We start from the raw sequence: 14,768 nt of genomic DNA, 5'->3' as shown, positions 1-14,768 counted from the left end.
CGGGGGACCGGACTAAAATCGGGGCTGTCTCTTGAAAGCACTTTGCCCCATGCCACGCCAACTCTTCGTCACCACCGCCCTCCCCTACGCCAACGGCAACTTCCACATCGGTCACATCATGGAATACATCCAGGCCGACATCTGGGTGCGGTTCCAGCGCATGCAGGGCAACGCGGTGAACTTCTGTGGTGCGGACGACACGCACGGCGCGCCCATCATGATTGCAGCCGAGAAGGCCGGAGTAACGCCAGAGCAGTTCGTGGCCAACATCGCTGCAGGCCGCAAGCAGTACCTGGACGGCTTTCACATCAGCTTTGACAACTGGCACAGCACCCACTCGCCCGAAAACACCGAGCTGGCCCGCCAGATCTACCGCGACTTGCGCGACCGCGCCGATGGCAGCCTGATTGAAGTGCGCACCATCGAGCAGTTCTTCGACCCCGAGAAGAACATGTTCTTGCCCGACCGCTACATCAAAGGCGAGTGCCCCAAGTGCCACGCCAAAGACCAGTACGGCGACAACTGCGAGGTGTGCGGCTCGGTCTACGCGCCTACTGACCTGATCAACCCCTTCTCGGCACTCTCCGGCGCCAAGCCCGAACTCAAAAACTCTGAGCACTACTTCTTCAAGTTGTCTGACCCGCGCTGCGTGGAGTTTCTGGAGAAATGGACGCAAGGCCCCGATGAAAGCGGCAAGCCACGGCTGCAGCCCGAAGTGGCCAACAAGATCAAGGAATGGTTCAGCGTGCGCACCAACCCGGACGGCACCACCAGCGAAGGCCTGGGCGACTGGGACATTTCGCGCGACGCGCCCTACTTCGGCATCGAGATTCCCGACGCGCCAGGCAAGTACTTCTATGTGTGGCTGGACGCGCCTGTGGGCTACCTAGCATCTCTCAAGAACTGGTTTGACAAAGGCGGCCCCAAGGCCAAGCACGGCGACACGCGTAGCTTTGACGAGTACATCGCCGCCGCTGACACCGAGCAGTACCACTTCATTGGCAAAGACATCGTCACTTTCCACACCCTGTTCTGGCCCGCCATGCTGAAGTTCAGCGGCCGCAAGACGCCCAACAACGTGTTCGTGCACGGCTTCCTGACGGTGAACAACGGCGAGAAAATGAGCAAGAGCCGCGGCACCGGCCTGGACCCGCTCAAGTACCTGAGCTTAGGCATGAACGCCGAGTGGCTGCGCTACTACCTGGCGGCCAAGCTGAGCGCGCGCAATGAAGACATCGACTTCAACGCCGACGACTTCATGGCGCGGGTAAACAGCGACCTGATTGGCAAATACGTGAACATTGCTTCGCGTGCGGCGGGCTTTCTGACCAAACGCTTTGATGGCAAGTTGACCAACGATTTCGGCACCACCGGCGCAACCCTACTGGCCGAAGTGCGTGGCGCCAGCGATGCACTCGCCCAGATGTACGAAGCCCGCGAATACGGCAAAGCCACCCGCGAGATCATGCTGCTGGCCGACAAGGTGAATGCGTATGTGGACCAGAACAAGCCTTGGGACTTGGCCAAGGACGTGGCCAACAACCAGGCGCTGCACCAGGTGTGCTCGGTGCTCATCAACACCTTCGCCACACTCACACGCTACCTCTCGCCCGTGCTGCCCGGCTTGGCGCAAGCGGTGCAAGGCTTTGTGGGCGTGGACATGCAGCAGTGGAATGTGGCTGGCGATGTACAAGCCATCCAACCCTACCAACACCTGATGCAACGCGTCACCCCCGAGCAACTCGACGCACTTTTCGAGCCCAAAGAGGCTCCTGCGCCCGTGGATATTGCGCAAGCAGCTCCTAAAAAAGCAGCAAAAGCAGCGCCCGCAGCCATTCCCGCCGACCCCAACGCCCCCGGTGGCGAGGCCTTGGCGCCCACCATCAGCATTGACGACTTCGCCAAGATCGACCTGCGCATTGCCAAAATTGTGAACTGCGAAGCGGTGGAAGGCTCCACCAAGCTGCTGCGTCTCACCCTCGATGTGGGCGAGAAGAACGCCGAGGGCCAGCCCACCACGCGCAATGTGTTCAGCGGCATCGCCAGCATGTACCAACCCGAAGCCTTGGTAGGCCAGCTCACCGTGCTGGTAGCCAACTTGGCACCACGCAAGATGAAGTTCGGCATCAGCGAAGGCATGGTCATGGCGGCCAGCCATGCAGATGAGGGCACCAACCCCGGCATCTACATCCTCAACCCCTGGCCCGGCGCGCAGCCCGGCATGCGCATTCACTGAGCCCTGCACACAGCCCGGCACCGCAATGATCCCTTTGATCCGTGGCTGGGTTGATGTTGAGCGCACCCCTCACACCAATGCGCGCCTCGGCATGACTTTGGCGTTTGTGGCCGGGGCGGCCAACGCAGGCGGCTTTTTGGCTGTGGGTCAATACACCTCGCACATGACCGGTGTGGTCTCCAGCATTGCGGACTCGCTGGTACTCGGCAATGTGTCCATTGCCTTGGCAGGGGCTGCCATGTTGTGCGCCTTTGTCTTGGGAGCCATAGCTACCACCTTACTGGTGAACTGGGGCCTGCAACACCAACTCCACAGCGCCTACGGCCTGCCCTTGTTGGTGGAAGCTGCGCTCTTACTGCTGTTCGGCAGCGCCATCAACCTAGCCGCGCATTTGTTTGTGCCGCTCACCGTGGTGCTGTTGTGCTTCATCATGGGCTTGCAAAACGCGGTGATCAGCAAGATATCGCGTTCGGAAATTCGCACCACCCACATCACCGGCTTGGTGACCGACCTGGGCATTGAATTGGGCAAGATGGTGTACATCAACACATCCGCAATCCATCCCCCGGTGCAAAGCAACCCCGACAAACTGCGCCTGCAGTCCACGCTGATTGCGGCATTTTTTATCGGTGCCATGCTAGGTGCCACCGGGTTCAAACATGTAGGCTATGTGACCACGGTGCCACTGGCATTGGCATTGCTGGTCTTGACCCTGCGCCCCCTCTGGACAGACGCGACTGAGCGTTGGTCCAAGGCTTAGGCCTTAACGCCCAGACGCGCTCTTAGTCCACTGTGCGAACCGTTCGCCCCACCTTTTTTTACCTCCTCCCGGATTGGCCATGAACGCAACTGCGTCCCGCACCCCTACTTTCGTATTTGATGTTGTCATTGTTGGCAGCGGCTTGGCGGGTCTAAGCGCCGCCTTACTCCTGCCGGCGACCACACGCATTGCCATCATCACCAAGAGCGCTGTGCGCGAAGGCTCTAGCGGCTGGGCGCAAGGTGGCATTGCCGCGGTGTGGGACAAGTCCGACAGCTTTGCCGCCCACATTGACGACACCTTGGTGGCCGGTGCGGGCCTGTGCGACTTGGCCGCCACGCAGCTGGTGGTGGAGCAAGCGCCGCAAGCCATTGCCTGGCTGCAAAAGCTGGGCGTGCCGTTCTCGCGTGAAGACGGCGAGCTGCACCTCACCCGCGAAGGCGGCCACAGCGCCCGGCGCATCGTGCATGCCACCGACGCCACAGGCGCGGCCGTGCAACACACGCTGATTGAGCAGCTGCAAAACAGCGCCAACATCACCCTGTTTGAAAACCACACGCTGGTGGACCTCATCACCACCACCAAGCTGGGCCTGGAGCCCGATGCGCCCACGCGCTGCTTAGGCCTGTACGCGCTAGACAACACCACCGACGAAGTCGTCACCTTCCAAGCGCCGCACACGCTCTTGGCCTGTGGCGGCGCTGGCAAGGTCTACCTCTACACCACCAACCCCGACACCGCCACCGGCGACGGCATTGCCGCAGCGTGGCGCGCAGGCTGCCGGGTGCAAAACATGGAGTTCATCCAGTTTCACCCCACTTGCCTCTACCACCCGCATGCCAAGAGCTTTTTGATCAGCGAAGCGGTGCGTGGCGAAGGCGGGCGTTTGCTGCTGCCCGATGGCACGCGCTTTATGCCCGCGCACGACCCGCGCGCCGAGCTGGCCCCGCGTGACGTGGTGGCCCGCGCCATTGACTTTGAGATGAAAAAAGGCGGCTTTGACTGTGTGTACCTGGACATCAGCCACCAGCCGCTGAGCTTTATCCAAGAGCACTTTCCCAACATTTATGCCCGCTGCTTGGAGCTGGGCATCGACATGTCTAAGCAGCCCATCCCCGTGGTGCCTGCCGCGCACTACACCTGTGGCGGGGTGCTGGCTGACTTGCAAGGGCGCACCGATGTGGCCGGCCTGTACGCCATTGGCGAAACCGCCTGCAGCGGCTTGCATGGTGCCAACCGTTTGGCGTCTAACTCCTTGCTAGAGTGCATGGTGTTTGCGCGAGCAGCTACACAAGTCATAGCAAATAACCTAACAACCACGGGCAGCGCCACGGTGCAAACCGTGCCGGTGTGGGACGACAGCCGCGTCACCGATGCCGACGAGAGCGTGGTCATCTCCCACAACTGGGACGAGTTGCGCCGCTTTATGTGGGACTATGTGGGCATTGTGCGCACCAACAAACGGCTAGAGCGCGCAGGCCACCGCATTGCGCTGCTGCAAGCCGAGATTGATGAGTTCTACGCCCACTTCCATGTGAGCCGCGACTTGCTAGAGCTGCGCAACTTGGTGCAAGTAGCCGACCTGATTGTCAAAAGCGCCCAAGCCCGCCACGAGAGCCGTGGCCTGCACTTCAGCCGCGACTATCCCGCGCTGTTGGACGCCGCCGTGCCCACCACCTTGACGCCGCTGTAGCGCACGCCCAGTTACGGGCCGGGAACACGCTGCGCCGGGGCGCAGCAAGGTTGACCTAAGTCAAACCACGGTTGGCCCAACGCGATAGCCTTAGGTGGGAGATTCACACCATGCTGCTATCCACACACCCAAGCTCGCCAGCGTCCGCCAAAGTAAGAGAACTATTGGCGCGCCACCACCACGCGCCCAGTGCCTTGGTACAAATGCTGCGCGAGCTACAAGCCGCCCTAGGGTGGCTACCTCCAGCCGCGCTGCAGGAGCTTGCCAGCGGTTTGGGTGTCACGCTGGCCCATGTGCAAGGGGTGACGGGTTTTTACCGCTTCTTTCACACCCGCCCCGTGGGTGACTACCGCATTCTGTTTAGCGACAACATCACCGACCACATGCTTGGCAGCCGGGAGTTGATGGCCGATCTATGCCAACGCCTAGGCGTAGCCCCGGGCCAGACCCGGGCCGATGGCCGTGTCAGCGTGGCCACTGCCTCATGCACCGGCCACTGCGACCAAGGCCCCGCCCTCTTGATCAACCACCACCAGGTGCTCACCCAGCTCGACAGCGCCCGCGTCGCAGAGATGGCACGCTTGGTGGAAGCGCAGGTTCCGGTCACCGACTGGCCTAGCGCGTGGTTTGACACCCAAGACCAGGTGCGCAGAGCCGACGTACTGCTAGGCCCCGCGCTGGCTCCCGGCCTAGCGCTGGCTGCCGCCGTAGCGCGCGGCCCGGAAGGCATGCTGCAAGAAATCACGCAGGCCAACTTGCGCGGGCGTGGCGGCGCTGGTTTTGCCACGGGTTTGAAGTGGGCGTTATGCCGCAAGGCCCCCGGCACCGAGCACATCGTGGTGTGCAATGCCGACGAGGGTGAGCCCGGCACCTTCAAAGACCGGGTATTGCTGCGCAGCCATGCCGACGCGGTGTTTGAAGGCATGGCCATTGCGGCGTGGGTCATGGGCGCGCGCAGAGGCTTTGTCTACCTGCGTGGCGAGTACCGCTACCTGCTAGAGGGCCTGCAAGCCGTTTTGGCCCGTCGCCGCGCGCAAGGCTTGCTGGGCAACAACATTGTGGGCCACCCCGGCTTCGACTTTGACATTGAGATTCACCTCGGCGCGGGTGCCTATGTGTGCGGCGAAGAGTCCGCCCTGATTGAGTCCTTAGAAGGCAAGCGCGGCACACCCCGCATACGCCCGCCCTTCCCGGTGGAGCATGGCTATATGGGCCACCCCACCGCCGTCAACAATGTGGAAACCTTTTGCGCAGCCCAGCAGATTGCGCAGCACGGGGGGGCTTGGTGGGCCGGCATAGGCACCACCGCCTCCACGGGCACCAAAATTCACAGCGTCTCGGGTGACTGCGAGCGACCCGGCCTGTACGAGTACCCGTTTGGCACCCGCATCGGCCGCATTTTGGAAGACTGTGGCGCACGCAACACCCAGGCTGTGCAAGTGGGGGGTCCGTCGGGCCTGTGTGTCTCGGCCTCGGAATTTGGCAGGCGCATGGGCTTTGAAGACGTGCCCACGGCAGGGGCGTTCATGGTGTTTGACCGCAGCCGCGACATGTTTTCGGTGGCCCGCAATTTCGCCCAGTTCTTTGCGCACGAGAGCTGCGGCTTTTGCACCCCCTGCCGCGTGGGCACCGCACTGGTGGTCAAACGCATGGACAAGCTCGCCGCAGGCCGCGGCTCGCGCCACGACCTCGATGTGCTGAACGAACTTGACAAGCTGCTGCACACCACCACCCACTGCGGTTTGGGTGCCAGTGCGTGCAACCCCTTGCGCGACACCGTGGCCAAGTTCCGCCCCACGTTTGAGCAGCATTTGCAATCGCTGCATTTTGAGCCCGCCTTTGATCTGGACGCCGAACTGTCCATCGCCCGCGCCGTAACCGGCCGGGACGACGCCGCAGCCCACATGGAGAAACCCGCGTGACACAGGTCCCTCTGCCCCCACCCGCCGCGACCCGCGACGCGCCCCCGTGCTTTGTACTGGATGGACAAAACGTGCCGTTTCAGCCCGGTGAAACGCTGATCCAAGCGGCCCACCATGCAGGCCACTTCATCCCGCATCTGTGTTGGAGCCCCGAGTTTGCCGCCCATGGTTCTTGCCGCATTTGCACTGTCAAGGTCAATGGCCGCGCAAGTGCTGCCTGCACCACGCTAGCGGCACCGGGCCAGACCGTGGAAAACAAAACCGGAGAGCTGAACGCGCAGCGCAAAACCCTGCTGCAAATGCTGTTTGTCGAAGGCAACCATTTTTGCCCCAGCTGCGAAAAAAGCGGCAACTGCAAGCTCCAAGCCACCGCCTATGAGGTGGGCATGGAAGGCCCACACTTTGAAGAGTTCTACCCCGACAGGCCCGTAGACGCCAGCCACCCTGAGCTGCTGCTGGACTTCAACCGCTGCATTGTGTGTGAGCTGTGCGTGCGTGCCAGCCGCGAGGTAGACCACAAGAACGTGTTCGCCATTGGGGGGCACGGCATAGGCACCCATTTGCTGGTCAACAGCCCTAGCGGCAAGCTGGCCGACACGTCTATGGCCAGCGGCGACCATGCCGCTGCGGTATGCCCTGTGGGCGTGATCTTGCACAAGCGCCAGGGCTTCTCCGTACCCATTGGCGAGCGCCGTTATGACGCAGCGCCCATCTCTGAAACTGCGCAGGACGACACCCCATGATTCCACCCGTCATGCCGCACGGCCCGCGCAAACTCAAACTGGCCACCGTGTCCCTGGCAGGCTGCTTTGGCTGCCATATGTCGTTTCTGGACATCGACGAACGCCTGCTGCAACTCATTGAGTTGGTGGAGTTTGACCGCTCCCCGCTCACCGACATCAAAGAGATTGGCCATTGCGACATTGGGCTGATCGAGGGTGGCCTGTGCAATGCCGAAAACGTGGTGGTGCTGCGCGAGTTCCGGGCGCACTGCAAAACACTGGTAGCCGTGGGGGCCTGTGCCATCAATGGCGGCCTGCCTGCCCAGCGCAACCACCTGAATTTGGGCACCATCCTCAACAATGTGTATGGCTCGCGCACCGGCCTGCGCGCGGGCAGTGCCATCCCGAATGATCCCGAGCTCCCCCTGCCGCTCAACCAGGTCCACCCGATTCACGAAGTCGTGCATGTGGACTACTTTTTACCCGGGTGTCCGCCGTCGGCAGATGCCATTTGGAAGTTCCTCACCGACCTCATGGCCGGACGCACCCCGCAGCTGGGCCATGGCCTGATGCATTACGACTGAACCACCATGACCTCACCCTTAGAAACTGCGCCTGCCGACATTGCCCAAGGCTTGCGTCGCGTCGCGATTGACCCGGTATCGCGCGTAGAAGGCCACGGCAAAGTCACGCTGCTCCTCGATGCTGACAACCGGGTGCAGCAAGTGCGCTTGCACATTGTGGAGTTTCGTGGCTTTGAGTCCTTTATTGAAGGTCGCCCATTTTGGGAAGTCCCGGTCATGGTGCAGCGCCTGTGCGGCATCTGCCCGGTATCACACCACTTGGCGGCCTCCAAAGCACTGGACCGGGTGGTGGGAGCCATGCCCGTCACCCCCACGGCCACCAAGATTCGCCGGCTCATGCACTACGGCCAGGTCATGCAGTCGCATGCTTTGCACTTCTTTCACCTCTCCTCGCCCGACTTGCTGTTTGGTTTTGACTCGGAGGTCAACCACCGCAACATCGTAGGCGTGGCCCAGGCCCACCCCGACATCGCCAAAAAAGGCATTTTGCTGCGCAAGTTTGGCCAAGAAGTGATACGCGTCACCGCTGGCAAACGCGTACACGGCACCGGCTCGGTACCGGGCGGGGTGAACAAGCATGTGAGCATGGCGGACCGGGCCATGCTCTTGGCCGACGCACAGCAAATGGTGGAATGGGCCCAAGACGCGGTCAACATTGCCAAGCAGCTCCATGCCCAAAACCCCGCGCTGTACCAGCGCTTTGGCAGCTTTCGCTCCAACATGCTGTCCTTGGTGCGCGCCGATGGCGCCTTGGACTTGTACGACGGCGTGCTGCGCGCACGCGATGCCAGCGGCCGCATCATCTTGGATGGCGCCAGCGACCAACGCTACCTGGACCTGATTGAAGAAGAGGTCAAACCCTGGACCTATATGAAGTTCCCCTACCTGAAGGCCTTGGGGCCTGAGTTGGGTTGGTACAAAGTGGGGCCTTTGGCCCGCATCCAAAACTGCGACTTCATTCCCAGCCCCTTGGCCGAACGCGAGCGCCGTGAGTTCATGGACTGGGGCCAAGGCGATGTCATCCATGGCGCACTGGCCTACCACTGGGCCCGCATGATTGAAGTGCTGCACTGCATGGAAGTCATACGCGATCTGCTCGATGACCCCGAAATTCTCACGGGCGACTTGATGGCCAGCGGCCCGCGCCAGCGCGGCGGTGTCGGCATCATTGAAGCCCCGCGCGGCACGCTCATTCACCACTACGAGGTGGGCGACGACGACCTGGTCAGCATGTGCAACCTGATTGTGTCGACCACCCACAACAACCAGGCCATGAACGAAGCCGTGCGCTCGGTCGCCCGCGAGCACCTAGATGGCAAAGCGCTGACCGAAGGCTTGCTTAACCACATTGAAGTGGCGATACGGGCTTACGACCCCTGCCTCTCGTGCGCCACCCATGCGCTGGGGCAAATGCCCTTGGATGTGGCCTTGGTAGGCCCCACCGGCGAGTTGCTAGACCGCATCATCAAGTCCCACTCCGGTGACATGGTGCACGACCTCAGCCGCCCCACGGGCTTGGCCGCATGAGCACGGCAGGCCCCGCACCGCTGCTGGTATTTGGCTGGGGCAACCTGAGCCGGGGCGACGACGCGCTGGGCCCACTTTGTATCAACCATTTGCGCGCCGCATTTGCCCACGACACCCGCGTAGAGTTTTTAGACGACTACCAGCTCCAGGTGGAGCATGCGCTGGACTTGGTGGGGCGTGAACGGGTGCTGTTTATAGACGCCAGCGTAGCCGCCCAAGCCCCGTTTGAGGCACTGCCAGTGGCTCCCGCCCAAGACGCCAGCTACAGCACGCACGCCATGTCACCCCAGGCCTTGCTGCATGTGTACACCCAGTTGCAGGGCACCCCACCCCCACCCTGCACCCAGCTGGCCATACGGGCCGACCACTTTGGCTTGGGCGAAGCACCCACCGCCCAAGCACTGGCGCATTTGGCGCATGCACAGGCTTGGGCCGCCCAGTGGATTGACCATGCATGAAGTCACACTGGCCCAGGAAATTGTGGCCATGGTGGAAGCCGCTGCCCAGCGCGAGCACTTCACCGAGGTAGCCCGCCTGCGGCTGGAGGCGGGCAGCTTGGCGGGGATTGAAGTGGGGGCTTTGCGGTTTGCTTTAGAGAGCATGGTCGGTGGCACCTGCTTAGCGCAGGCCGCCATCACCATTGACGAGCCCCAAGCCATAGGCTGGTGCAGCCACTGCGCCACCGAAGTTCCCATGCAACAGCGCATGGACCCCTGCCCACGGTGCCAAAATTACCCACTGCGCCCGGTCAGCGGCCATGCCCTGAAGGTGCTAGACCTGATCGTGCGCGACACCTAACTCCCGACCCAAAGGATCACCACCATGTGTGTTGTTTGCGGCTGCAATACCCCGCCCACCCTCGACAAGCCAGCACCCCTTGTGGCCGAAGCCCGCCATTTGCATTACGGGCAAGGGCTTGCCGGTGTGTCGGTAGAAGGCCTGTCCCAAGAACGCCTGATCAAGATGGAGGCTGACGTGCTGGGCAGCAACCAGCGGCTGGCCGACCACAACCGCGCGCATTTTCAGGCCCATGGGGTGCGGGCGTTTAACCTGGTGTCCAGCCCCGGCTCAGGCAAGACCACGCTCTTGTGCGCCACCATCCAGCGGCTGCAAGCCCAAGTGCCCACACTGCCATTGGCGGTGATTGAAGGCGACCAGCAAACCAGCCTGGACGCAGACCGCATACGCGCCACCGGCGCGCAGGCCATTCAGGTCAACACCGGCAAAGGCTGCCATCTGGACGCCCGCATGGTCAGCGATGCCTTTGCCCACCTCGATCTGCACGGCCACCACCACGCCCATGAGGAGCACCATGGCCATCACCACCACCACCATTCGCAGGGTGACGAAGCGCAGTCGCTGCTGTTTATTGAGAACGTAGGCAACCTGGTCTGCCCGGCCTTGTGGGACTTGGGGGAGACCGCCAAAGTGGTGATCTTGTCAGTCACCGAGGGCGAAGACAAGCCGCTCAAATACCCCGACATGTTTGCCGCCGCCAGCCTGATGGTGATCAACAAGACCGACCTGCTGCCACATCTCAACTTCAATGTGGACCAGTGCATTGCCTACGCCCGCCGCGTGAACCCGGGCATCGCCGTCATCCAACTCAGCGCCACCACTGGCGCTGGCATGCAAGCTTGGCAAAACTGGCTGCTCTCGGCCTGACTCGGGTGAGTCCGCACGCACACACCCAGCAACTAGAACGCCCCGCGCCACGCCGGGTGCTGGCGCTGGGTGCCTATTTGAAAAACCGCGCCTGCTTGGTCGATGGCGCAGTGGTCCATTGGTCGCCTCTGCATGGTGATTTGGAGAACCCCTCGGCACGCGCCGCGCTAGCGGCGTCTGCTGAAGCCTTGGCGGCACTGGCCACAGGCCCGCTGCACGCGGTGGCGCATGATTTGCACCCCGACTTTTACAGCACCCAGCTCGCCAGCACATGGGCCGAGCGGCTGCAAGTGCCCAGCGCCCCCGTGCAACACCACCACGCCCACACCGCCGCCACAGCCGCCGAAGCAGGCCTGCAAGCTGCCGTGCTGGGCATTGCCTTGGATGGCTATGGCATGGGCCACGACGGTGCGGCCTGGGGCGGCGAGTTGCTGCACATGCGCGCAGCCGCAGACGGCTTGCGCTGCGAACGGCTAGACCACTTGCCTGTGCTCAAAGCGCCTGGAGGCGATGCCGCAGCGCGCGAACCTTGGCGCATGACCACCGCAGCGTTACATCAAGCAGGCCAAGGCGCACTCTCCCTGCGCCAGTTTGCGAGCAGCGTAGGCCAAGAGAAAATCGCCGGGGTATTGCAAATGCTGGACAAGGGCAGTCGCTGCCCGCCCAGCAGCAGCGCCGGGCGTTGGTTTGATGCCGCCGCAGGTGCACTTGGGCTGTGCCCCTACCAAACACACGAAGCCCAAGCTGCTATGCAATTGGAAGCGCTTGCGCGAGACTGGATGGGCGCAAACCCCAGTTTTGACCACAATTTTGCATCGCCACACCTTGACCACTGGATGGTTGACCTGTGCGCTCTGGCCTCTCAAGGCCGCGACGCACAGGCACAGGGTGCGGCGCAGTTTCATCTGGGACTGGCCCACTGGCTGGCACAACGCGCTGCGGCCTTGGCCCAGCAGCACAGGCTGCAGCATGTGGCCTTGGGTGGCGGCTGCTTTGCCAATGCGCTCCTGCGCAACACACTGACAGCCTTGCTAAGCACTGCCGGTTTGGCGGTGCACAGCCCGCAATACGCAAGCTGCGGCGACGAGGGCCTGGCTTTGGGCCAGGCCTGGGTTGCAGCGCATGCCCCTTTGACACTGGAGAACTAAGCATGTGCTTGGCACTACCGGCCCGCATCACCCGGCTTCTCGACGACAGCATGGCCGAGGTCGAGTTGGGCGGTGTACTCAAAACTATCTCGGTAGCGCTGGCGCCCGAGGCGCAGCTAGGCGACTACGTCATCGTGCATGTCGGCCACGCCATTGGCCTGCTAGACGAAGACGAAGCCCGCGCCACCTTGGCCTTGTTTGCAGAACTGGCGCAGCATGAAGCACATTGACGCGTACCGCAACGGCGACTTGGCCCGTGGCCTGGCAGCCACCATCGCCGCAGAGGCCAAGCCCGAGCGGCAATACAACTTCATGGAGTTTTGTGGTGGCCACACCCATGCCCTGGCGCGCTACGGCATTGTGGACTTGCTGCCCGCCAACGTGCGCATGGTGCATGGGCCGGGCTGCCCCGTGTGTGTGCTGCCCATCGGGCGCATTGACATGGCCATTGCGCTGGCCCTGGAGCACACAGCCATTGTTTGCACCTACGGCGACGTGCTGCGGGTGCCCGCCTCTGCAGGCTTGTCCATGCAAAAAGCCAAGGCACGGGGGGCCGACATTCGTATGGTGTATTCACCGGCCGATGTGCTGCAGATAGCCCGCAACAACCCCAGCCGCGAGGTCGTGTTTCTGGCCATAGGCTTTGAGACCACCACGCCCCCAACCGCGCTGGTCATTCAGCAGGCGCAGCGCGAAAACTTGCCCAACTTCAGCGTGCTGTGCTGCCATGTGCTCACGCCCAGCGCCATCGGGCACATCCTCACCTCGCCTGAGGTGGCCGAGTGGGGCACCTTGCCGCTGGACGGGTTTGTAGGCCCCGCGCATGTGAGCATCATCATCGGCAGCGCACCCTACGAGCCGTTTGCCACGCAGTTCAACAAGCCCGTGGTGATCTCAGGCTTTGAGCCGCTGGACGTGATGCAGTCCATCCTGATGCTGGTGCGCCAAGTTAACACCGGCCGCGCTGAGGTGGAAAACCAATTCACCCGTGTCGTCACCCGCGAAGGCAACCGCGCCGCGCAAGCGGTCTGCGAGCAAGTGTTTGAGCTGCGTGACAGCTTTGAGTGGCGCGGCCTGGGTGAGGTGGCCCACAGTGCCTTGCAAATTCGCCCTGCATACGCCGCGTGGGACGCCGAGAAAAAGTTCACCCTGCCCTACTTGCGCGTGCCCGACCACAAGCAATGCGACTGCGGGGCCATCTTGCGCGGCGTGAAGCGCCCGACCGACTGCAAACTCTTCGCCACCGTGTGCACCCCAGACAACCCCATGGGCTCGTGCATGGTGTCCAGCGAGGGCTCATGCGCCGCCCACTACACCTATGGCCGTTTCCGGGATATCCCGCTAGTCACCCACCCATGAACACCACCGCCAAAGCCAGCTACCAGCGCCCCTTGGATTTCAAACGGGGCCGCATCGATATGAACCATGGTGCCGGTGGCCGACAGGCCGCGCAGCTGATTGAAGAACTGTTTGTGCAGGCCTTGGACAACCCCTACCTGCGCCAAGGCAATGACGGCGCTTTGCTCGACATTCCGGCGGGCCACCGGCTGGTCATGGCGACCGATGCCCATGTGATCTCGCCGCTGTTTTTCCCCGGCGGCGACATCGGCAGCTTGTCGGTGCACGGCACCCTCAACGACGTGGCCATGCTAGGCGCACGCCCTTTGTACTTGAGCGCCAGCTTTGTGCTGGAAGAAGGCTTTGCGCTGGCTGACCTGCAGCGCATCGTGGCCTCTATGGCGCACGCCTCGCGCGAGGCGGGCGTGCCCGTGGTCACAGGCGACACCAAGGTGGTGGAGCGCGGCAAAGGGGACGGCGTGTACATCAGCACCACCGGCATTGGCGTGGTGCCGCTGGACTGCCACATCAGCGGTGCCAACGCCAAACCGGGCGACGTGGTGCTGCTCTCGGGCAGCATTGGGGAGCACGGCATGGCGGTGCTGTCACAGCGAGAGTCCTTGGCCTTTGGCACCACGCTGGTGTCTGACAGCGCCGCGCTGCACACGCTGGTAGCAGCCATGCTGGCTGCGGCCCCCAACGGCGCAGTGCGCACGCTGCGTGACCCCACACGCGGCGGCTTGGCCACCACCCTCAACGAAATTACCCGCCAGTCGGCCGTGGGCATGCACCTGCAAGAAGACGCCATTGCCGTGCTGCCCCAAGTGGCCGGTGCCTGCGAGCTGCTGGGCCTAGACCCCTTGTACATCGCCAACGAAGGCAAGCTGGTGGCCGTGGTCGACGCCCCCCATGCGGCCAGCGTCTTGGCCGCCATGCAGGCACACCCCCTGGGCCATGCAGCCAGCCAGATTGGCGTGGTCACCGCAGACCCCCACCACTTTGTGCAAATGAGTACCCGTTTTGGTGGCCGGCGCGTGGTGGACTGGCTCAGCGGTGAGCCGCTACCGCGCATTTGCTAGAACCCGCAGCCGCGACTCGGCGCACCGGCCCCTAAGCATTGCTACACAATTTGTAGCTACTTGCGCTTATTCCATGGGCACAGACAACACTTTT

The 14,768-nt window shown here is 62.7% G+C and carries 14 protein-coding genes; all 14 read left to right on the top strand.

Annotation, left to right across the window (positions count from 1 at the left end; genetic code table 11):
* Nucleotides 1-49 precede the first annotated feature (49 nt).
* The 14 genes from metG to hypE all read left to right on the top strand — a co-directional run bounded on the left by metG (nucleotide 50) and on the right by hypE (nucleotide 14,674).
* Nucleotides 50-2,236: a methionine--tRNA ligase gene (gene metG / locus EXZ61_RS06150; RefSeq protein ID WP_142810047.1), complete on the top strand. Its 2,187-nt coding sequence runs from the start codon at nucleotides 50-52 to the stop codon at nucleotides 2,234-2,236.
* Nucleotides 2,237-2,261: 25 nt separating this feature from the next.
* Nucleotides 2,262-2,996: a YoaK family protein gene (locus EXZ61_RS06145; RefSeq protein ID WP_142810044.1), complete on the top strand. Its 735-nt coding sequence runs from the start codon at nucleotides 2,262-2,264 to the stop codon at nucleotides 2,994-2,996.
* A 79-nt stretch (nucleotides 2,997-3,075) separates the two neighbouring features.
* A complete protein-coding gene (nadB, locus tag EXZ61_RS06140) occupies nucleotides 3,076-4,689 on the top strand; it encodes an L-aspartate oxidase (protein WP_142810042.1) in 1,614 nt (537 codons plus the stop codon).
* 110 nt (nucleotides 4,690-4,799) lie between these two features.
* A complete protein-coding gene (locus EXZ61_RS06135) occupies nucleotides 4,800-6,611 on the top strand; it encodes an NAD(P)H-dependent oxidoreductase subunit E (protein ID WP_142810039.1) in 1,812 nt (603 codons plus the stop codon).
* On the top strand, nucleotides 6,608-7,354 hold the full coding sequence (locus EXZ61_RS06130) for a 2Fe-2S iron-sulfur cluster-binding protein (protein WP_237219103.1): 747 nt from the start codon (nucleotides 6,608-6,610) through the stop codon (nucleotides 7,352-7,354). The genes EXZ61_RS06135 and EXZ61_RS06130 overlap by 4 nt, the downstream gene beginning before the upstream one ends.
* The gene (locus EXZ61_RS06125) at nucleotides 7,351-7,917 is read left to right on the top strand and encodes an NADH-quinone oxidoreductase subunit B family protein (RefSeq protein ID WP_178084838.1); all 567 of its coding nucleotides are present in this window, start codon (nucleotides 7,351-7,353) and stop codon (nucleotides 7,915-7,917) included. The genes EXZ61_RS06130 and EXZ61_RS06125 overlap by 4 nt, the downstream gene beginning before the upstream one ends.
* A gap of 6 nt (nucleotides 7,918-7,923) precedes the next feature.
* A complete protein-coding gene (locus EXZ61_RS06120) occupies nucleotides 7,924-9,444 on the top strand; it encodes a Ni/Fe hydrogenase subunit alpha (protein WP_142810036.1) in 1,521 nt (506 codons plus the stop codon).
* A complete protein-coding gene (locus tag EXZ61_RS06115; RefSeq protein WP_142810033.1) occupies nucleotides 9,441-9,902 on the top strand; it encodes a hydrogenase maturation protease in 462 nt (153 codons plus the stop codon). Before EXZ61_RS06120 ends, EXZ61_RS06115 begins: the two co-directional genes overlap by 4 nt.
* On the top strand, nucleotides 9,895-10,242 hold the full coding sequence (locus EXZ61_RS06110; protein WP_142810030.1) for a hydrogenase maturation nickel metallochaperone HypA/HybF: 348 nt from the start codon (nucleotides 9,895-9,897) through the stop codon (nucleotides 10,240-10,242). The genes EXZ61_RS06115 and EXZ61_RS06110 overlap by 8 nt, the downstream gene beginning before the upstream one ends.
* 24 nt (nucleotides 10,243-10,266) lie before the next feature.
* A complete protein-coding gene (gene hypB / locus EXZ61_RS06105; RefSeq protein ID WP_142810027.1) occupies nucleotides 10,267-11,109 on the top strand; it encodes a hydrogenase nickel incorporation protein HypB in 843 nt (280 codons plus the stop codon).
* Nucleotides 11,082-12,257: a Kae1-like domain-containing protein gene (locus EXZ61_RS06100; protein ID WP_237219102.1), complete on the top strand. Its 1,176-nt coding sequence runs from the start codon at nucleotides 11,082-11,084 to the stop codon at nucleotides 12,255-12,257. The genes hypB and EXZ61_RS06100 overlap by 28 nt, the downstream gene beginning before the upstream one ends.
* Nucleotides 12,258-12,259: 2 nt before the next feature.
* Nucleotides 12,260-12,487 carry a HypC/HybG/HupF family hydrogenase formation chaperone gene (locus tag EXZ61_RS06095; RefSeq protein WP_142810024.1) on the top strand — a complete coding sequence of 76 codons (228 nt, stop codon included), beginning with the start codon at nucleotides 12,260-12,262 and terminating at the stop codon, nucleotides 12,485-12,487.
* The gene (hypD, locus tag EXZ61_RS06090; RefSeq protein WP_142810021.1) at nucleotides 12,474-13,616 is read left to right on the top strand and encodes a hydrogenase formation protein HypD; all 1,143 of its coding nucleotides are present in this window, start codon (nucleotides 12,474-12,476) and stop codon (nucleotides 13,614-13,616) included. The genes EXZ61_RS06095 and hypD overlap by 14 nt, the downstream gene beginning before the upstream one ends.
* On the top strand, nucleotides 13,613-14,674 hold the full coding sequence (gene hypE / locus EXZ61_RS06085; RefSeq protein ID WP_142810005.1) for a hydrogenase expression/formation protein HypE: 1,062 nt from the start codon (nucleotides 13,613-13,615) through the stop codon (nucleotides 14,672-14,674). Before hypD ends, hypE begins: the two co-directional genes overlap by 4 nt.
* Nucleotides 14,675-14,768: the final 94 nt, after the last annotated feature.

Origin of the sequence: Rhodoferax aquaticus, from assembly GCF_006974105.1 — a bacterium.
Taxonomy (GTDB): domain Bacteria; phylum Pseudomonadota; class Gammaproteobacteria; order Burkholderiales; family Burkholderiaceae_C; genus Allorhodoferax; species Allorhodoferax aquaticus_A.
Note: the sequence above shows the minus strand (reverse complement) of the source record. Positions and strands in the feature narration are given on the sequence as shown.